16 protein-coding genes are annotated in these 18,957 nt (G+C 43.2%); 6 read left to right on the top strand and 10 right to left on the bottom strand.

All coding sequences use genetic code 11. From position 1 onward, the window contains the following. Positions 1–221: 221 nt before the first annotated feature. The gene (locus tag OCV37_RS05880) at positions 222–1,385 is read left to right on the top strand and encodes a Card1-like endonuclease domain-containing protein (RefSeq protein ID WP_038178548.1); all 1,164 of its coding nucleotides are present in this window, start codon (positions 222–224) and stop codon (positions 1,383–1,385) included. 70 nt (positions 1,386–1,455) lie between these two features. Here OCV37_RS05880 and fadR read toward each other — a convergent pair whose 3' ends face one another. After that, positions 1,456–2,301 carry a fatty acid metabolism transcriptional regulator FadR gene (gene fadR / locus OCV37_RS05875; protein ID WP_038178546.1) on the bottom strand — a complete coding sequence of 282 codons (846 nt, stop codon included), beginning with the start codon at positions 2,299–2,301 and terminating at the stop codon, positions 1,456–1,458. 629 nt (positions 2,302–2,930) lie between these two features. On the opposite strand from fadR, the gene nhaB reads away from it, so the two are divergent. After that, entirely contained in the window at positions 2,931–4,511 is a 1,581-nt protein-coding gene (gene nhaB / locus OCV37_RS05870) for a Na(+)/H(+) antiporter NhaB (RefSeq protein WP_038178544.1), read from the top strand. A 75-nt stretch (positions 4,512–4,586) separates the two neighbouring features. Next, positions 4,587–5,123 carry a disulfide bond formation protein DsbB gene (dsbB, locus tag OCV37_RS05865; RefSeq protein ID WP_038178542.1) on the top strand — a complete coding sequence of 179 codons (537 nt, stop codon included), beginning with the start codon at positions 4,587–4,589 and terminating at the stop codon, positions 5,121–5,123. Positions 5,124–5,189: 66 nt separating this feature from the next. On the opposite strand, the gene OCV37_RS05860 is transcribed toward dsbB, so the two are convergent. The 3 genes from OCV37_RS05860 to cysB all read right to left on the bottom strand — a co-directional run bounded on the left by OCV37_RS05860 (position 5,190) and on the right by cysB (position 10,113). Continuing rightward, on the bottom strand, positions 5,190–7,955 hold the full coding sequence (locus tag OCV37_RS05860; protein WP_038178540.1) for a DNA translocase FtsK: 2,766 nt from the start codon (positions 7,953–7,955) through the stop codon (positions 5,190–5,192). A 175-nt stretch (positions 7,956–8,130) separates the two neighbouring features. Beyond that, positions 8,131–8,625, bottom strand: a complete 495-nt coding sequence (lrp, locus tag OCV37_RS05855) for a leucine-responsive transcriptional regulator Lrp (RefSeq protein WP_021020090.1) — start codon at positions 8,623–8,625, stop codon at positions 8,131–8,133. 513 nt (positions 8,626–9,138) lie between these two features. After that, complete coding sequence (cysB, locus tag OCV37_RS05850) at positions 9,139–10,113, bottom strand: HTH-type transcriptional regulator CysB (RefSeq protein WP_038178682.1); 975 nt, start codon at positions 10,111–10,113, stop codon at positions 9,139–9,141. A gap of 302 nt (positions 10,114–10,415) precedes the next feature. On the opposite strand from cysB, the gene OCV37_RS05845 reads away from it, so the two are divergent. Together OCV37_RS05845 and miaE are read left to right on the top strand one after the other, a co-directional pair. Next, a complete protein-coding gene (locus OCV37_RS05845; RefSeq protein ID WP_038178538.1) occupies positions 10,416–11,177 on the top strand; it encodes a hypothetical protein in 762 nt (253 codons plus the stop codon). Positions 11,178–11,253: 76 nt separating this feature from the next. Then, a complete protein-coding gene (gene miaE, locus OCV37_RS05840; protein WP_038178536.1) occupies positions 11,254–12,024 on the top strand; it encodes a tRNA isopentenyl-2-thiomethyl-A-37 hydroxylase MiaE in 771 nt (256 codons plus the stop codon). Between the two features lie 113 nt (positions 12,025–12,137). On the opposite strand, the gene pyrF is transcribed toward miaE, so the two are convergent. The 6 genes from pyrF to cmk form a co-directional block, all read right to left on the bottom strand. Next, complete coding sequence (pyrF, locus tag OCV37_RS05835; RefSeq protein ID WP_038178534.1) at positions 12,138–12,839, bottom strand: orotidine-5'-phosphate decarboxylase; 702 nt, start codon at positions 12,837–12,839, stop codon at positions 12,138–12,140. Between the two features lie 56 nt (positions 12,840–12,895). After that, positions 12,896–14,065: a lipopolysaccharide assembly protein LapB gene (gene lapB / locus OCV37_RS05830; RefSeq protein WP_038178532.1), complete on the bottom strand. Its 1,170-nt coding sequence runs from the start codon at positions 14,063–14,065 to the stop codon at positions 12,896–12,898. A gap of 9 nt (positions 14,066–14,074) precedes the next feature. Beyond that, the gene (locus tag OCV37_RS05825) at positions 14,075–14,359 is read right to left on the bottom strand and encodes a LapA family protein (RefSeq protein WP_038178530.1); all 285 of its coding nucleotides are present in this window, start codon (positions 14,357–14,359) and stop codon (positions 14,075–14,077) included. Positions 14,360–14,495: 136 nt separating this feature from the next. Continuing rightward, complete coding sequence (gene ihfB / locus OCV37_RS05820; protein ID WP_038178528.1) at positions 14,496–14,780, bottom strand: integration host factor subunit beta; 285 nt, start codon at positions 14,778–14,780, stop codon at positions 14,496–14,498. An 86-nt stretch (positions 14,781–14,866) separates the two neighbouring features. After that, positions 14,867–16,537 (bottom strand): 30S ribosomal protein S1, encoded by a 1,671-nt coding sequence (rpsA, locus tag OCV37_RS05815; protein WP_021020081.1) that lies wholly within the window; start codon positions 16,535–16,537, stop codon positions 14,867–14,869. Positions 16,538–16,654: 117 nt separating this feature from the next. Then, a complete protein-coding gene (cmk, locus tag OCV37_RS05810; RefSeq protein ID WP_038178525.1) occupies positions 16,655–17,338 on the bottom strand; it encodes a (d)CMP kinase in 684 nt (227 codons plus the stop codon). A gap of 255 nt (positions 17,339–17,593) precedes the next feature. Between cmk and OCV37_RS05805 the strand changes: the two genes are divergently transcribed. After that, a complete protein-coding gene (locus OCV37_RS05805) occupies positions 17,594–18,778 on the top strand; it encodes an acyl-homoserine-lactone synthase (protein WP_051680331.1) in 1,185 nt (394 codons plus the stop codon). Positions 18,779–18,957 lie beyond the last annotated feature (179 nt).

Raw genomic sequence — 18,957 nt, 5'->3', positions numbered from 1 at the left:
ACGTCACCAAGACCTCACACCTTTTCGCCAACCACTGCATGAGTCTGATCCGAATTTGAATTTTAAGTGAGTGATAGGTAAAGATAGCGTTATATTTCGCGCTAAAAGAGATATTTATCACCCACTGACCTTGTTTTTTATTCTGGAGACCTTTATATCCTAATCTATATCGCTTGTCTTTTTCCTTCCCACTCCTGCAAGCGAAAGCACGAGGATAATTTATGACCATTCATGTTGGCATCCTTGACGACGACCCGGTTCGTCTGATAACTCCGTTGCTTGATCACCGTATTATTGGCTCGCATACCATACTTATCGGTGACGCTTCACAAAAAACTATCTATTTTCGATTGCATGATGTTTTAGAACAACACGGTATTAGTAGTGAATTTTACGAGATCCCATCCGGGTCAAGCGTGGCATTAATTAAACATGCCATCTATCAATTAGCACACGATCTGAAAAACAGAAATCAGGATATTCAACTCAATGCAAGCTGTGGTCTTCGCCACCGTCTTCTTTCCGTTTATGAAGTATTCAGAACATTCCAGTGGCCGATTTTTGTGGTTGAACCCAACTCTGACTGCCTGTGTTGGTTATACCCGGATGACTGCCAAGATACTCAAGTTCAGGATCGGATTACCATCTCAGATTATTTAACTATCTTTGGTGCCCGGGGCGAGTTTACTGAAAGAGATACCCCGGCAGAACTGGATACCAAACTCTGCAACATCGGTGCTTCATGGGCCAGTCGTGCACTCGAACTCGGTCCGGGACTAGCGACACTGAATTATCTGGCAACGACGTGCAGAAAAGAGCAATGCCTTGATGTGGCGTTATCAGAAAAACAACAGGGCTACAAAGAACTCAGTCTGTTGATACAAGATCTTGTTGATGCAAATATTGCCACTTATAAAAACGGCATCCTCACCTTTGCCAACGAAGATGCCAGACGATTTGCCAACGGAGAATGGCTGGAAACACTGGTACATAGCATTGTCAGGAAAATTCAGTGTTATATGCCAACGATTCAGGACCGTTCTTTAAACGTTCAAGTCTATCGTCAGTTAGGTGAGCGAGAAGTAAGAAATGAGCTGGATGTTGCTACTGTCGTCAATAACAAACTACATATCATTGAATGTAAAACCAAGGGAATGAGAGATGACGGTGATGATACCTTGTATAAGCTTGAATCACTGAGAGACTTACTGGGTGGCCTGCAGGCAAGAGCAATGCTCGTCAGCTTCCGTCCGCTCCGGCAAAACGATATTACCCGGGCACAGGATTTGGGATTGGCCTTAATCGGGCCGGAAGAGTTAAAAGCGCTGGAAGAACATTTATCGCAATGGTTCATGCAAGCCGGGGGCCGAGAGAATCTCTCCTAGACGCACCGGACAGAAACAACAAAGGGCCCAGCGGCCCTTTTTAATGATTAAGCGTGTTTACCAAATCAACTTAACCATCATCTTCCGTAAAGCTTGTTGGCAATGAACGCTTCATTTCATTCCAAATTTGTCGGCTTTCAATCCCGTACTGACGAATACAAGCGGAAAGATGTTCTAATTTCTCAGTCCCGTTCGAACAAATCGACAACAAATCTTTATAGAACTCTAATGCGAGTACGCGTGCTTTAGGGTTCGAGAAATAGTAACTGCCAACGCGATCATACAATTTTTTCAAACCGTTAAAAATCAGACCGTAGATTTGATTACCAGAATGGAAAGCCAAACGCTGGAATAACATGTAATCATAAAAATTGAATGTTTTCGCCAGAAGTTTCTGTTCACGCGCTTCCTTGTCACCTTCACCGTCATCTTTCACATGCTGTGAAATTTTTTCGGAGTATGGTGAATCAGCCATGAATTGCTCCCATGAATCCGCATCCAGTAATGCCTCACACGACCCAATCACACGCTTGATGGTTTTTTCAGACTGAGCCTGATTCAGTCGAAATGCGTAACGCATGAAAATCGGACTGATATTGGTTCTTGCCGCCAGTAAGTCTTCAACAATACTGGTTGCATTCTCAGCATCCAGCGTCATCAACGTATCAAGAATATGCAACCCAGAGGTTTCCATAAATTGATTCACTTTGGTCGGCTTGCCATGCTGTATTGTCAGCCAGCCATCACGCGCCAATCGTTGCAGCACTTCCCTTAATGTCGTTCTGGTCACACCAATCAGTTCGGACAATTCTCTTTCTGCCGGAAGAATTGATCCCGGCGCAAACCGCCCATTCCAGATACTTTCAATAATATACTTTTCTGCAAAGCCTGCTGGGCTTTTCGCCTTAATGACCATTCAATACTTTTCCAGTTTTGTTTATTTACAAAGTCAGGTGGCATTTATCATATCACCAGTTTGTACACCACGAAAACGTTCAATATTCAACTTGCCACACAAGCCAAATTATTATCTTCGATAGGCAATAAGTATCTTATGTGCTTTTTGATTTAGCTTAAGATTACCATTCTGAAACTTGAATAAAATATAAAGGAAATTTAGTACGATGGACAGGTGAAAAACATAAAATTTTCCATAGTAAACTTACAGATATGTCATAATATTTCACATCACCGCTATTGATATGGTTGTTGGTAATCATGTTATCTTCGACATTATTTCCAAAGTTGTGAAGTCACAATGATTTTATATGCATCATGTTCATATTATGGGCTACTTTTATGTGAAAACTTCAAGGGAACTCTCACTAAGAACTTATTGTATTTTATGAAATATTTAACCTACTGTAGAGTTGCCGGCAAAACACCCATGTCGATAGATTAGTCAGGGAGCAGTGTTCATTAGATATTACTCATGAATATTTGCTGGGATGTATGTAACTTTGAATGGATATCTTTCGTAAATTGTTACGGAAAGGAAATGATAGATATCAGTGTCTATTCATAACAACTATAAGAGTCATCATCATGCCGATTTCGTTAGGAAACGCGTTCATTAAAAACTTTCTGGGTAAATCACCAGATTGGTACAAAGTGGCAATTATTGCTTTTCTCATAGTCAATCCAATTGTCTTTTTTGCAATAAGCCCCTTTGCCGCAGGTTGGTTACTGGTTGTCGAATTTATATTCACACTGGCAATGGCCTTGAAATGCTATCCGCTCCAACCCGGTGGATTGCTTGCAATAGAAGCAATACTCATCGGAATGACAAGCCCAGAGCAAGTAAAACATGAGTTAGTTGCCAATATTGAAGTCCTGCTGCTGCTGATGTTTATGGTGGCGGGTATCTATTTCATGAAGCAACTGCTTCTCTTCATCTTCACCAAAATTCTGCTAGAAATACGCTCAAAGGTTATCTTATCTTTAGCATTCTGTGTTGCTGCTGCATTTCTGTCTGCATTTCTCGATGCCCTTACGGTTATCGCTGTCATTATTAGTGTTGCCGTTGGATTTTATGCCATCTATCACAAAGTTGCCTCTGGACAAGGCGATCATACTCAAGATGAACATTTATCTGACCTAACCAGAGAAGATCTGGAAAACTACCGGGCGTTTCTGCGTTCACTACTTCTTCATGCTGGGATCGGAACTGCACTGGGTGGTGTCATGACCATGGTGGGTGAACCACAGAACTTGATTATTGCCGATCAGGCCGGATGGCATTTCGGTGAATTTTTAATTCGTATGTCACCAATTACTGTACCTGTTTTTATCAGTGGGATTCTCACCTGTATCGCGGTTGAGAAGCTGAAGATTTTCGGCTATGGGGCCCGGCTGCCAGACCCTGTCCGGCAAATTCTACGGGATTATGACCGAACACAGAGACAAAGCCGTACCAATCTCGACGTAGCAAAACTATGGATTCAGGGATTAATTGCGATTTGGTTGATTGTCGGACTTGCACTGCATCTGGCATCGGTGGGACTGATCGGGCTTTCAGTCATTATTCTCGCAACGACATTCAGTGGAATTACCGAAGAACATGCGTTGGGAAAAGCATTTGAAGAAGCATTGCCCTTTACCGCTTTACTCGCAGTCTTCTTCTCGATCGTTGCAGTAATTGTCGATCAACACCTGTTTAAACCCGTCATAGATGCTGTTTTACACTTAAAGAATGCCGATTTGCAACTCGCGATGTTCTACGTGGCGAATGGATTGCTTTCTATGGTTTCTGACAATGTGTTTGTGGGCACGGTTTATATCAACGAGGTTAAAACCGCACTCGCAGAAGGCATCATCTCACGTGATCAATTTGACCTGCTAGCCGTTGCGATCAATACCGGTACAAACTTACCTTCTGTTGCGACCCCGAATGGACAAGCCGCGTTTTTATTCCTGCTGACCTCGGCATTAGCACCACTGATCCGACTCTCTTACGGGCGGATGGTCATGATGGCATTGCCATATACCATTGTTTTAACACTTGTCGGTCTGATGGGGATCATCTTTTTCCTTGAGCCAGCAACTGCACATTACTATGATCTGGGTTGGTTATCGCACCATGTCCCAAATGCATTAAAACATGTATCAGTATCACTGGGTCATTAATAATAGATTGAGTTTAAAACATTTTCGCGTTAAAAAGCTCTGTAGAACAGAGCTTTTACTTTATAAGGATATCTCATAGTGATCTTTGCCAAACTCAACCGGTTTTCTCAGTCCAGAACATCCTGGGTCTTGTTGCTATTATCGATCCTGTTTTTTGAAATGTGTGCCCTCTTTTTCCAACATATTCTAATGCTTGCTCCTTGCGTAATGTGCATTTATGAAAGAGTAGCAATGCTAGGGATAGGCGGTTCTGCAATTCTGGGGGGCATCGCACCCCGACTGGCTATATTCCGTTGGTTAGGTATTCTCTCATGGGGATATACGTCTTATTCAGGCCTGTTACTTGCACACCAGCATGTTGAGTACCAGTTTCATCCGTCGCCATTTGCAACTTGTGATGCTTTTGTTCAGTTCCCACAGTGGGCACCACTCAATCAATGGATGCCGTGGATGTTTGAAGCCTATGGTGACTGCAGCAAAATCGTATGGCAGTTTTTAACTTTATCCATGCCACAATGGTTGGAGATCATCTTTGCAATCAATCTTTTTATTGCCTTCATTTTCTTGATTGCTCAATTTTTCAAACCGAAAAGACGCGGCTTATTTGAATAACGGCTTTGCATAACGACAAAGGGAGACCATCTGGTCTCCCTTTTACTTTGTCAATCAACGTTGAATTTAATCTCTGATCGGTGGTGGTGCTAAAACTTCCCGATTACCATTATGACCGGGAGCACTGACAATCCCCTGAGCCTCTAACTGCTCAACAATTCTAGCCGCACGATTATAGCCAATTTTGAAGCGTCGCTGTACACCGGAAACCGACCCTCTTCGCGTCTCAACAACATGCTCAACAACCTGATCAAATAACGGATCGATATCTTCGTCACTTTCAAGTTGTTCTCCCGGTAACAATGCTTCTGGCCCTTGGTCCCCGCTAACGATTTCTGCAATGTAGTTGGGTTGGCCTCTCGCCTTCCAGTTATTGACAACGGCATGAACATCATCATCGGAAGCGAATGCCCCATGAACACGGATAGTGTGGCTGGAGCCGGGCGGTAAATACAGCATATCCCCCATTCCCAATAAAGATTCGGCGCCGCCCTGATCGAGAATGGTCCGAGAATCCGTTTTCGTTGAGACGGTAAATGCAACCCGAGTCGGGATGTTCGCTTTAATCAACCCGGTAATCACATCAACCGAAGGACGCTGGGTTGCGAGAATCAAATGGATCCCCGCAGCCCTTGCTTTCTGTGCCAATCGGGCAATGAGTTCTTCAACTTTTTTGCCAACCACCATCATCAAATCGGCAAATTCATCAACGACAACGACGATAAAAGGTAATTTCTCCAGTAGCGGCGGCTCTGCATCCATGCTATCCCCCTCTTTCCAGAGTGGATCATGAATCGGATGCCCGGCCTTCGCTGCCATATCCAACTTTTCATTGAAACCTTTAATGTTTCGGACCCCGACAACCGACATCAGCTTATAACGGCGCTCCATTTCAGCCACACACCAGCGTAGTGCATTGGCGGCATCCTTCATATCGGTCACAACTTCAGAGAGCAGATGCGGAATCCCTTCATACACAGAAAGTTCCAACATTTTCGGGTCAATCATGATAAACCGGACTTCTTCCGGCGTCGCTTTATAAAGCATACTCAGGATCATGACGTTCACACCGACAGACTTACCTGAGCCCGTTGTACCGGCAACCAATACGTGCGGCATTTTCGCCAAATCGGCAATGACGGCATCACCGGCAATATCTTGACCGAGCACAATCGTCGTCGGAGATTTTGACCGCTTAAATTTATCACTACTCACGACATCAGAAAGGTAGACCGTCTGACGACTCAAGTTTGGCAGTTCCAAGCCAACATACGGTTTTCCCGGAATCACTTCGACAACCCGAACCGCAGGGGTCGACAAAGAACGAGCCAAGTCTGTCGATAATCCGGAAATTCGACTCACTTTCACCCCCGGGGCTAAGTCGAGTTCAAATCGAGTAATCACCGGACCGGGATAAATCCCGACAACACTGGCCTGAATCTTATAATCCAATAGCTTAGACTCAACCAGTCTTGCCACTTCCGTCAGCATATCCTGATCAATAAAATTTTCTCTCTTCTCAGGATGATACAACAACTCTAAGGTTGGTAATGGCTCTGTTGGTGTTGGTAGATCGACCGTCGGCTGCATCAGAAACGGATTTTGTTTCGCCAATTCGGTTTTCTTTGCTTCAGAGACTAAATTTTGGAAAGCAACCACATCTTCATCTGAATCCTCTTCCGGCTCAGAGACATCCGGCTCATCATCGAATACATCTAAATCAGAGATTGTCGGACCGTGATCACTCATATCAATGTCAAACGATCCCACATGACTGGTGGGCTCGGTAGCAACGGAGCGATCATCAATTGAGTGATCACGCCAGTCGCCTTCAGCAAAATCATTATGTTGCTGTGCGGCCTTATCCAACTCCTCGATCGTTGCAGAAAACTGAGTATTCCGTTCGGGCCAGTCATCATTGATTTCCGTTGCAACCTGTTGATCTTGAGATACATCGTTCTCAACACCTTGTTGAGGCATGTGAATATTAAAACGACGAACCTGCTCGTCAGTAAAAGCATTGTCAGCAGGAGAATCATTGACCGATTCTGATACGGTCGTATTAATGGTGTTCGATTCAGCAACAGGTTCAGGTTCAGTCGGCGACAGACGATTTTGCATATCACGTTCAAGTAAAGCAGCCGATGATTCAATTCCCGGGGACAAAATGGTCTCTTTCTCCCCTTTGCGAAACAGTGCCACACATTTTTGCGCCAAAGCGATGGCTTGATCACCAAGCCACTCAACAATCGTTAGCCATGAAATACCGGTCAGTAATGTAAAACCGGCGCCCCAGAGAAACAGGAAAATCAACGTACTGCCCAAGACATTAAATGTGGGCAGCGCCAGACTACTCAAAACATCCCCCACGACACCGCCGGAAGAGAAATACCACAGATCATCAAAATTGATGTCGGCAAGGCCACAACTCGTCAGAAGAACGACCACAAAGCCGAGTAAGCGAGTTCCCCAGAGCATAAAATCGAAAGATTCATCGTCATCTCGGGAGCGAAGTCCTCCCCATACAATCAGTGTAATCACGAAAGGGAGCGGGTATGCCAGTGAACCAAAGGTAAAGAAAAGTGTATCAGCGATCCAGGCACCGATATATCCACCGGCATTATGCAATTCGCCTCCCCAGGCAGTCTGAGACCAAGACGGATCTGCAGGGCTAAATGTCAATAAAGCCACGGAGAAGAAAACGGAGAGGAGGACAGCCAAAATCAAAACACTCTCTTTCAGCCGTTGAACGCCATTTAAGCGCGGTGAAGTCGTGACCTCAGCTCTGGTTTTGATAATGGTTTCGACTTTACTTTTGTTCTCTTTGAACATAACCAACTTTTTGCCTAAGCCTCATGTCAAAGCATTATGCGCAACATGAATTGAAATAAAAACAGTCCGAGCGGCCCAAGCCGCTCGGTTTATGTTGTGATTTAACCATAACATCAGCTAAAACCCAATGTCGTTAAGTCAGAATACAGAAAGATATTCGAGACTTGCTTTCCAGCTAACGAACTTTAATGACTAGCTGATTTGTTTGCTTCACTTCTTCCATCACCACATAGGTGCGCGTATCATTCACACCGGGCAATCGGAGTAATGTATCGCCCAAAAGCTTACGATAAGCGCCCATATCCGATACCCGAGTTTTCAACAAATAGTCAAAATCGCCTGAAACAAGATGACATTCCTGAATGTCGTCCAGTTTTTGCACCGCGGTATTGAATTGTTCAAATACATCCGGTGCACCACGGTTCAACGTGATCTCAACAAAAACAAGAAGTGACGCATCCAGATACTGCGGGTTCAGGAGTGCAGTGTATCCGGTAATATAGTTCTGACGCTCAAGTCGTCTTACACGCTCCAAACAGGGCGTCGGAGATAATCCAACCCGTTTGGATAATTCTACATTTGAAATCCGGCCATCTTTCTGCAACTCATTCAAAATGTTGCGATCAATCCGGTCTAAATCCTTGGACGGCTTTTTATAGTTGTCTGCCATGTTTATTCCACCTTATTTACTTCCTTGCAAAAACATACAACAATTTTTTAACACAAAATATCTCAAGTTACAGGACTAACATAACACTAGTCATATATTCGATATATTATACAAACACCCAGTGAATACAACCAAATACAAATAAGAGGTCAGGATGATGATTGGCAGACCAAAAACATCAAATATCGTCCATACCGAATCGGTATGACGTGATCCCATGTCGAGGAGAAACGATATCTCAAGGTCGCCAACATTCTGTTGCAACAAACACCAATAACAAACACCAGTATTGGTGTCTGCTTCTCTGACGAGAATGACATCACCGTAGGCGCATCCATTCTTCCTACTGCTGACGGTATATTTGCGAAAGCAGGCATGATTGTAAAGGTTACAAACCTCTGAACGTCAAGTGTGAAAAACGACAAAAAGAGCAAATAATATCGACTTATTTACACCTTGCACCAAATTTTCCACAAACTGACGACTGAATCAAGAATAAAACGCTCTCTCGTATCAGCGCACAGGCAACTGAATATCCTTAAACATCTCATCAATTTCCTGATTCGATTTCAGAGAAATCGCTTGTTCCACCACCGGACGAGTTAAATGAGGCGCAAAACGTTCCATAAAATCAAACATATAAGAACGCAGAAAGGTTCCTCGACGAAAACCGATACTTGTGGTGCTTGAACCAAAAATGTGGCTGGCATCAATTGCCACTAAATCTGCATCTCGAATTTTATCAACGGCCATGCTGGCAATCACTCCGACCCCCATACCGATTCGGACATATGTTTTAATGACATCGGCATCCGTTGCTGTAAATACAACTCTCGGACTCAATCCAACCTGATTAAAGGCCATATCTAATTCAGACCGCCCTGTAAATCCAAAGACATAAGTCACCAAAGGATAGGTCGCTAACTCTTCAATGCTCAACTTATCCCGCTGTGCTAAAGGATGCCCTTTAGGGACCACAATCGAACGATTCCAGTGATAACACGGTAGCATGATTGCATCCTGATATAAGTGCAGTGCTTCTGTTGCAATCGCAAAGTTGGCAATCCCTTTCGCAATCGCTTCTGACATTTGACTCGGAGTGCCCTGATGCATATGCAGAGACACTTTAGGGTATCGGGCAGTAAACCCTTTGATCACATCCGGCAGCGCATAACGGGCTTGTGTATGGGTTGTCGAAATGTTTAATGTCCCCATTTCAGGATGGGTATGTTCACTGGCAACCGCTTTAATACTTTCAACCCGAGAAAGAATTTCCTGTGAAATTTTAACGATATCTTCTCCGGCAGAAGTAACCTGAGTCAGATGTTTGCCGCTACGTTCAAAGATCTGAATCCCAAGCTCATCTTCAAGTAAACGAACTTGCTTACTAATCCCTGGTTGAGATGTATACAAACTTTCGGCTGTAGCTGAAACATTCAAATTATGGTTCACTACCTCCACAATGTATTTTAACTGCTGTAGCTTCATGTCAACCCCGTTATCTCTGAAGCAAATTACAAACTTAGGCATTTTATATAATCATTAGTTATAATGCTTAATGGGGAGAATTTATACCCTTTTTGACTGCAAGTTGGAAAATAATTGGAACTTTTCCACAAGTTGAAGCTTCATTCACTGAATAATTAAGTGATCTATTAAAGAATAATGGGGGATTCATTGGTAGAACACGATAAATTTTATTATGCTATACGAACTTACCGTCAAGGATTTTGACTCCTTTGAATCTTTAGACTGGTTGAACTCACGATGTACGGATTGATGCAGGAACTATGAGTATAGGATTAATCATTGCCTTGGTTGGCGTATTGCTCCTTCTGATTTTAGGCTACAACATTATGTTGCAGTATAAGGTCAAAGTTGAAACAGCAAAAAAACACGAGTCTACTCGTTATGTCGCAATCATTGACGCCACTGAGGATCTAATAGGCAATGCCCACCACGTCCCTTACAGTAAGGACTTGTTGCTCTGTCTGAATAATCGGATTCTGGATGCGCTACAAAATATGCATGAGCTAGACCCAAAAAATAAGCAACTGGCACATCGCATCGAAAACATGCAGGGACAAGTAAAAAATCTGCGTGACAATCATCCCAATCAGGACAGCACAACATTTAAGTCTCCGACCAATGATAAGCAAGCGATTACCATGCTCAAGCTCGTCAAGCGTCTGAGAGATACAATCCGCAGTGAGCATAATAAAGGACGTCTGGATACGCAATCATACGTGACCGAGAACGCACGTTTGGAAATGATTCAGATACGAATCAATATTGAAAATGTCATCAAACGCGCCAATGAATCGATTGTACGCGGGCAACCGGGAACGGCGATTCAACTCTTGAAGAAAGGTATTGATGTTCTCAGTACGAAAAATGATGCTTATTCAAATCAAGCTCGGGAAAAACTGCAATCGATGTACGATGAACTTGAGAACAAGCGTCAACAGAAAAAAACATCCATGGAAAGTCAGGGCGATCGAGAGCGAGATGACGATATGGAAGCGCTCTTCGGTGAAAAGAAAAAGTGGTAGTTACCCTCTCCCCCTTTCTTTGAATTATACCTATGCATGATAGGTCGCTCCGGCGGCCTTTTTAAGTTAAAGAACCATGAACAGTCACGACCAATACCAACAACTACTTCAGCCTATCCATAATTTTCTACAATGTGAAACCCCCGAAGCGTGGGTTAATGAAGCTCAAAAACCAGAAAATTTAAAAGTCATTTTGATTGATCATCTGCTGTGTGAATTGAAAGCAGGACAATCAGCAATGTATCTCATCCGTAAGTATGCCGTCGATAAAACAAGTGCATCGGCTTTACTCGCATGGTTTGAACCTTATGAAAATTTTGCTTATCGCAAATTAGGCTCGCTGGCTGAACTGAAAGGAAAAAGCCAGCTATCCAAAACCATCATGGCAAAAGCCGATTCGTCATACAGCCAAGATTTAATCGACAAAATGGTTTTATTGATCAAAGAAGAGCTCCATCATTTCTATCAAGTACTCGAGATCATGGAGAAAAAAGGGATTGCCTATGCAAACATTCCTGCGGGTCGTTATGCAAAAAGATTATTATCACAAGTAAAAACCTATGAACCAGATGCGCTCATCGACAAATTAATTATCGGAGCCTACATTGAGGCACGATCATGTGAACGATTTGCCAAACTCGCCCCACATATGGATGACGATATCGCTAAATTTTATGTGTCGTTGTTACGTTCTGAAGCCCGACATTATCAGGACTACTTAACATTGGCTCAGCAAATTGCGTCACAAGATATTTCTCAGCGGATCGATATGATAGGAAAGGCCGAAGCTGAACTGATTCTATCTCCGGACCCGCTGTTCAGATTCCATAGTGGGGTCCCCTGCTGAATCGCTGGGAAAATTTTCCCCTCACCATCATAAATCGATATGAAAGAAATAGGGGCTAAAAGCCCCTATTTCACATCAATCAAACTGTCATCACAGCAGAACAATCGACCGGTTTATGATAAATCGAGTGAATGGTTAATATTCTCCAGTTCCGAAGCCGGATCTTGTGCCTGAGTAATCGGCCGACCAATCACCAAATAATCAGAGCCCGCCGAAATGGCATCCTGAGGGGTCATAATCCGCTGTTGATCGCCAACATCACTGCCTGCAGGACGAATACCAGGCGTCACCAACTGAAATGACTGGCCCAGTTGCTCTTTGAGCTGACGAGCTTCCTGAGCAGAACATACCACACCATCCAGCCCTGAGTTTTTTGTCAATGATGCAAGCCGAAGCACTTGTTCTTGAGGAGGTACATTCAACCCGATATCAACCAAATCATGTTGTGACATACTGGTTAAGACCGTTACACCAATCAGTATCGGCCTATCTGCGCCATAAGGTTCGAGTATTTCCCGGGCAGCAGTCATCATCCGTTGACCACCACTGGCATGGACATTCACCATCCAGACACCCAGTTCAGCCGCAGCCCGAACAGCTTTGGCACACGTATTCGGGATATCGTGAAATTTCAGATCCAGAAAAACGGAGAAGCCACGCTGATGTAATGCGCGAACAAAATCAGGTCCGAATAACGTAAACATTTCTTTCCCGACTTTCAAACGACAACGCTGGGGATCGATCCGATCAACAAAACGTAACGCTTCGGCCTGATTATCATAATCCAGTGCCACAATGACTCTCGGCTCGCCCATTTTTTCTCCTCTGTTTATGTTATATCTCAATTCAATTCTCGTTTCAGGAGCAGTCCTCACTCTCCGTCTAACCCTCGAATCGGTTTAACCTCTCCCCAACTCTTACACGATGGACAGTGCCAATACAGTGAGTGAGAAGAGAAACCACATTTTCGGCAACGATAATAAGGTTTTATCCTCATCTGCTCACCGACCATGATCTGTAATGCCGATAAACTTTTTTTCGCCCGCCCTTCTTCAGCTTCCGCTAAGTGGTAATCCATCAGGCGGTAAAAACCCTTCATAGTTGGATTTTTCACCAATTGCTTGGTCAGTAAATCGAGTGCGGCTCCCACGCCTTCATGGTGAGCCACTAATTGAGCCAACATTAACTCGGCGGAGGCACCTGCCTGTTGGGCAATACATTTTCTTAAAAAATCGATCAATCCCTGCTCATGACCAGAACGGTGATAACACTCAGCAAGCGTCGGTAAAATTTCAGCGACATAATCGACATCCTGCTCAAGCACCATCTCCATATAACGAATCGTATTTCGATAATCTTCTTTTTCCAGATAAAGCTTTCCTAATCCAATACTGGCTCTGACACATTTCGGATCTTCCGACAGCGCTTTTTTGTATATTTGTATCGCTTTCATGTCATCACGCATCGATTGCGCATCAGCAGCGAGCTCACACCAGAAGTAAGCAATACTCTTACGCATTTTTTTGCGACCAAGTTTAACCAAGGCATGAGCACATTCGATTGCTTTCATCCACTCCCGAGTTTGCTGATAAATCGAAGTTAACTGGAGTAAAGCTGACTCTCGATGCTCTGGCTCATCAATGAGCTGCTCGAAAATCCGCTCAGCTCGATCCAAAAACCCGGCAACCATATAGTCTTTTGCCAGTTGCTGAAGCGAGAGATTTTTCTGCTCAATCGTTAATCCTGAGCGAGAGATCAGATTCTGGTGAATTCGAATAGCGCGATCGACTTCACCTCGGGAACGAAATAAGTTACCGAGCGCTAAATGTGTGTCAATCGTCTCATCATCGACCTGAAGTAGTTCGATAAAGTGATCAACCGCTTTATCTGATTGATCAGATAACAACAGGTTAAGCCCCGTAACATACTGACGGGAGATTTGGTGGGATTGCTTCTGCTTGTCCTGCTGAGCGCTACGGTGCCCCATGTACCAGCCATAAGCAGCGGCGATCGGCAATAACAAGAAGAGTATTTCTAACATCGAGCTATATTATCCGATATTGAGTTTCTCTTTCGCAACTGATCGCTGAGTTTCACTCTTACTCAGTTGCTTATTCAAACGACGAATCTGTAGTTTTGCTCTAAGATGCAAACTACCAAAGATAAGCCATGCTATGGCAAAACCAGTCACAAAAACTGCTCCCAAAAGCCAAGACAGATGAAATTCACCTTTTGCTACTAAGTAGTTAAACGTGACAACTTCTTGATTTTGAGCGCCCAGAGCTAAGGCAACAAGGAAGAGAACAAGAAGGAAAATGATTTTTAGGACTCTCATAACGGGAAAACCTGCATCAGTTATTGGCACCCCTGATTATGCAAGAAAATCACCATCCATACCATGATAATTGATAATATCGTATCCAAAAAAACGGCATATCAAATGATATGCCGCACAGATTCGTTTGCAAAAATCAGAGTGCACTATTAACGCGCTCTCTAAGCTCTTTGCCAGGCTTAAAGTGAGGAACATATTTGCCATCCAGTTCAACTTTTTCACCTGTTTTAGGGTTACGTCCAGTGCGAGGCTCACGATAATGCAGAGAGAAACTGCCAAAGCCACGAATCTCTATTCTGTCACCTTGCTCCAACGATGTCGCCATATGCTCGATAATATCTTTCACGGCATCTTCGATTTCTTTCGCGGACAGATGAGTTTGCTCTGCGCACAATCTTTCAATTAATTCAGACTTCGTCATAGTTTCCCTCTTCTTATTTGCAATATCAGCATCAAAATCCTAACCAAAAAAAAGGAGCCAATCTGGCTCCTTTTTTGCGAATTAAATTATTCGCCTTTAGCAGCCTTGAAAGCATCAGCCATAGCATTACCGAACGCGCCTTCATCTTGCTTGTTCAGTGAAGCCATTGCTTCTTGCTCTTCTGCTTCATCTTTCGCTTTGACAGATAGGTTGATTACGCGGTTCTTACGGTCTACACCAGTAAATTTCGCTTCAATACTATCACCAACGCTCAGGATGAGAGATGCGTCTTCAACACGGTCACGAGATACTTCAGAAGCACGGATGTAACCTTCAACGCCATCTTCTAGTTCAATTGTAGCACCTTTCGCATCAACTGCAGTAACAGTACCATTGACTAGTGTGCCTTTTTTGTTATCAGCAACATATGCGTTGAATGGGTCGTTCTCCATTTGCTTAACGCCAAGAGAAATACGCTCACGCTCTGCATCAACAGCAAGAACAACAGCAGAGATTTCATCGCCTTTCTTGTATTCACGAACCGCTTCTTCTCCAGGAACATTCCAAGAGATATCAGACAAGTGAACCAGACCGTCGATGCCACCATCCAGACCGATAAAGATACCAAAGTCAGTGATAGACTTGATCTTACCTGTCACTTTATCGCCTTTAGCCTGAGCTTCAGCGAATTGTTGCCATGGGTTAGCTTTACACTGTTTCAGACCCAGAGAAATACGACGACGTTCTTCATCGATATCCAGAACCATCACTTCAACTTCGTCACCGACGTTGACAACTTTAGATGGGTGGATGTTCTTGTTCGTCCAATCCATTTCTGAAACGTGAACCAGACCTTCAACACCTTCTTCAATTTCAACGAAGCAGCCGTAATCAGTCAGGTTAGTCACACGACCAGTCAGTTTGTGACCTTCTGGGTAACGTTTTGCAATTGCAACCCATGGATCTTCACCCAGTTGTTTCAGACCAAGTGATACACGTGTACGATCACGATCGAACTTCAGCACTTTCACCAGGATTTCGTCACCAACGTTGACGATTTCAGATGGATGCTTAACACGTTTCCAAGCCATATCAGTGATGTGCAGAAGACCGTCAACACCACCAAGATCAACGAATGCACCGTAATCAGTCAGGTTCTTAACGATACCTTTAACTTCTGTGCCTTCTTGTAGTGTTTCAAGCAGTTCATCACGCTCAACACTGTTTTCAGATTCGATAACAGCACGGCGAGAAACAACAACGTTGTTGCGTTTCTGATCCAGCTTAATTACTTTGAACTCTAGCTCTTTGTTTTCCAAGTGAGCAGTATCACGAATTGGACGAACATCAACCAGAGAGCCAGGAAGGAAAGCACGAATACCGTTCAGTTCAACAGTAAAACCGCCTTTCACTTTACCATTGATAATACCGACAACAGTTTCAGCTTCTTCGTATGCTTTCTCAAGAACGATCCAAGCTTCGTGGCGTTTCGCTTTCTCACGAGAAAGTTGAGTTTCACCGAAACCGTCTTCTACTGCATCCAGCGCAACATCGACTTCAGAACCGACTTCAACTTCAAGTTCGCCGGCAGCGTTCTTGAACTGTTCAGCAGGGATTGCAGATTCAGACTTCAGACCTGCATCAACAAGAACAAAACCGTTCTCGATAGCAACAACAGTACCCTTAACAATAGTACCAGTCTGGAATTCAGTCTCGTTTAGAAACTCTTCAAAGAGTTGAGCAAAAGATTCAGTCATTTATTTCATCTTCAAAATATTAAACGTCCACGGGTATCCTACCGCATGGGGTTATGAATTTCGCCAATCATCATCCTTGCGATCGACGTTCTGCGCTGACCGTTGCCTAGCACATTGCTAGCGAACCGCCAGTTTAGATTCTATATATTGTAGCGATGTTTCGAGAACTTGCTCGATAGACATAAACGTTGAGTCAAGAACCAATGCATCATCAGCGGGACGCAACGGCGCAACGGGACGATTTCGGTCTCTTTCGTCACGTTCACGAATTTCGCTTAAAAGGTCATCAAATTTAACATCAAGCCCTTTAAGTTGCAACTGGTTATAACGCCTTTTTGCCCGCTCTTCTGAGCTGGCATCCAAGAATATTTTGACTTCCGCTTCAGGGAAAACAATCGTTCCCATATCTCGGCCATCGGCAACGAGTCCAGTCTCTTTAACAAACGCGCGCTGACGTCGCAAAAGCGCTTCTCGCACTCGGGGGAAAGCAGCAACCTTAGAAGCTGCCATGCCAGTTTCTTCCTTACGAAGTTCTCTGGAAACATCCTCACCTTCCAGAATCACTTTGACCAGTTGCCCTTCAGCGACAAATTCAACATCCAAATGCGTTGCCAAAGGCACTAAAGCATCTTCAGATTCGGTATCAACACCATGATGAATCGCAGCCAGAGCCAGTACACGATACAATGCGCCGGAATCAAGCAGGTCAAACCCCAACGCTTTAGCGATACACATACAAAGTGTACCTTTCCCGGCGCCACTCGGTCCATCAACGGTAATCACCGGTGTATAAGAAGACATGTCTTACTCCACTATTCAAATGATTGCGGCTAAAATCCGCACCTTGCCGGTGCCGCATTATAAAGACTCAACGGCTCAGGAGCCATAGGGGATTTTAAATCTTCCATATCCTTCTTATTTTCACAATATAGTTAGATAATAAAAAATTCATCACAAAAATATTCAAAAGTATCAATAAGCAACTCGAATCATTAAAGAGGAGGTGGTAGCATCACGATAGGCATATGCTTTTCATGAATTTTAAGGCAGGTTATTGTGCATTCAGCAACGTCAGAACACGATCAAACAGACAACAGAATCTGGAATCAACAACTCTCCAACAATTTTTTCATAGAAATAGAATTACAACTCCAAAATACATCAGAATTTTCTGGATTCGATGAGCTAGTCAAAACAAGAAAGCTAGAAATTACAAATATTTACCCAGAGCTTTCTTGTGGTAATTTAGCAGCACTTTTTGAACATCCCAAATCTATCCAGCATATCCTGAATTTTCCTATCTCAACCATTCCTAAGTTTTGGCATGATGTTGAAGTTATCGCGATAAAAAATTTTGGCAATTTGCTTGCTTGCTGGGCCGCTTATGAGCGCTTTCATATACTACAACGGAATCAGGCTGTATCATTGGCGTCCTGCTCTTCACCTCCAATAGATGAATACAGCTATCAGTCGGAGATAGTTGATCGGATTGAAACCGATCATCGGTTCTTTTTAACATTGCACAGTCATGTAGCCTTGAAACTTTCTGATGCCATAAGCTTAATCAATATCGATGTTTTTATTATCGAACAAAAGTGGTACGAAATGTTGTTCTGCCTCCATTTATCGCAGCGAGGGAGTCATTTTATTCTCTATCACACAAAGGACTCTCCATATCCACTCATTGTTTCTACAGCCCTTATCCAACACTGGCATGAGCGAGATTCTTGGTTAACATTTGACCCTTTTTTTCAGGGAAATGGATGGCACTCTTGTCTTTCAATTGATACCAAAGAGCTTCTATATAACACTGGCTTATTTCACGATAGTATAATGCAACAGGTTGAGTTAGAATGTGAGCTATCATTTTCGTCATGTATCAAGAACACCGATGCCGTATGTGAAGTTTTGCGCTTAACGGTAAGCGGCTCAAAAAACTTGCGCTTTTTTCTTCTTTATCTCTGCCAAAAACTATTAATGAAACAACTGGTTAAGTATGGAAAAAAACTATCATTTACGATTATCGAACAACCTATCATGCTTAATTTATATAGGGTATTGGATCGAGTCTGTTATCTCAATCGTAGCTACTGTGATATTAATCAGGAAAATGTTCTGACCTATAAAGGTTTTTGGTTAAATGAAGAATTAGGAAACGCCTTAAATCAGTATAATTATAGCGAATATAAATCGCTAATAACTGGTCGACGAAAAAAAGCTGAGGAAACAAAACTTGTTTGAATCATTCATTCATCATCTAATGTACCCTAAAGCACTTCTGCTACTGAGTACTGCTTTCTTCAGTCTCGGGTGGCTTATTTATTTTCTTCGTTGTTCGATTCAACAAAGTTTGGATATGTTAAAAACATTATACTATCCATACGTTATGTATACTTTCTTCATCACAATTTGGATTATGA

The organism is Vibrio rhizosphaerae (assembly GCF_024347095.1).
Taxonomy (GTDB): domain Bacteria; phylum Pseudomonadota; class Gammaproteobacteria; order Enterobacterales; family Vibrionaceae; genus Vibrio; species Vibrio rhizosphaerae.
This window is presented reverse-complemented; position numbering and strand designations above follow the sequence as displayed.

Excerpts from the sequence above, each read along its gene's own strand:
- OCV37_RS05880 (WP_038178548.1), top strand. The coding sequence starts at position 222 with ATGACCATTCATGTTGGCATCCTTGACGACGACCCGGTTCGTCTGATA.
- fadR (WP_038178546.1), bottom strand. The coding sequence starts at position 2,301 with ATGGTCATTAAGGCGAAAAGCCCAGCAGGCTTTGCAGAAAAGTATATT.
- nhaB (WP_038178544.1), top strand. The coding sequence starts at position 2,931 with ATGCCGATTTCGTTAGGAAACGCGTTCATTAAAAACTTTCTGGGTAAA.
- OCV37_RS05860 (WP_038178540.1), bottom strand. The coding sequence starts at position 7,955 with ATGTTCAAAGAGAACAAAAGTAAAGTCGAAACCATTATCAAAACCAGA.
- lrp (WP_021020090.1), bottom strand. The coding sequence starts at position 8,625 with ATGGCAGACAACTATAAAAAGCCGTCCAAGGATTTAGACCGGATTGAT.
- cysB (WP_038178682.1), bottom strand. The coding sequence starts at position 10,113 with ATGAAGCTACAGCAGTTAAAATACATTGTGGAGGTAGTGAACCATAAT.
- OCV37_RS05845 (WP_038178538.1), top strand. The coding sequence starts at position 10,416 with ATGAGTATAGGATTAATCATTGCCTTGGTTGGCGTATTGCTCCTTCTG.
- miaE (WP_038178536.1), top strand. The coding sequence starts at position 11,254 with ATGAACAGTCACGACCAATACCAACAACTACTTCAGCCTATCCATAAT.
- pyrF (WP_038178534.1), bottom strand. The coding sequence starts at position 12,839 with ATGGGCGAGCCGAGAGTCATTGTGGCACTGGATTATGATAATCAGGCC.
- lapB (WP_038178532.1), bottom strand. The coding sequence starts at position 14,065 with ATGTTAGAAATACTCTTCTTGTTATTGCCGATCGCCGCTGCTTATGGC.
- OCV37_RS05825 (WP_038178530.1), bottom strand. The coding sequence starts at position 14,359 with ATGAGAGTCCTAAAAATCATTTTCCTTCTTGTTCTCTTCCTTGTTGCC.
- ihfB (WP_038178528.1), bottom strand. The coding sequence starts at position 14,780 with ATGACGAAGTCTGAATTAATTGAAAGATTGTGCGCAGAGCAAACTCAT.
- rpsA (WP_021020081.1), bottom strand. The coding sequence starts at position 16,537 with ATGACTGAATCTTTTGCTCAACTCTTTGAAGAGTTTCTAAACGAGACT.
- cmk (WP_038178525.1), bottom strand. The coding sequence starts at position 17,338 with ATGTCTTCTTATACACCGGTGATTACCGTTGATGGACCGAGTGGCGCC.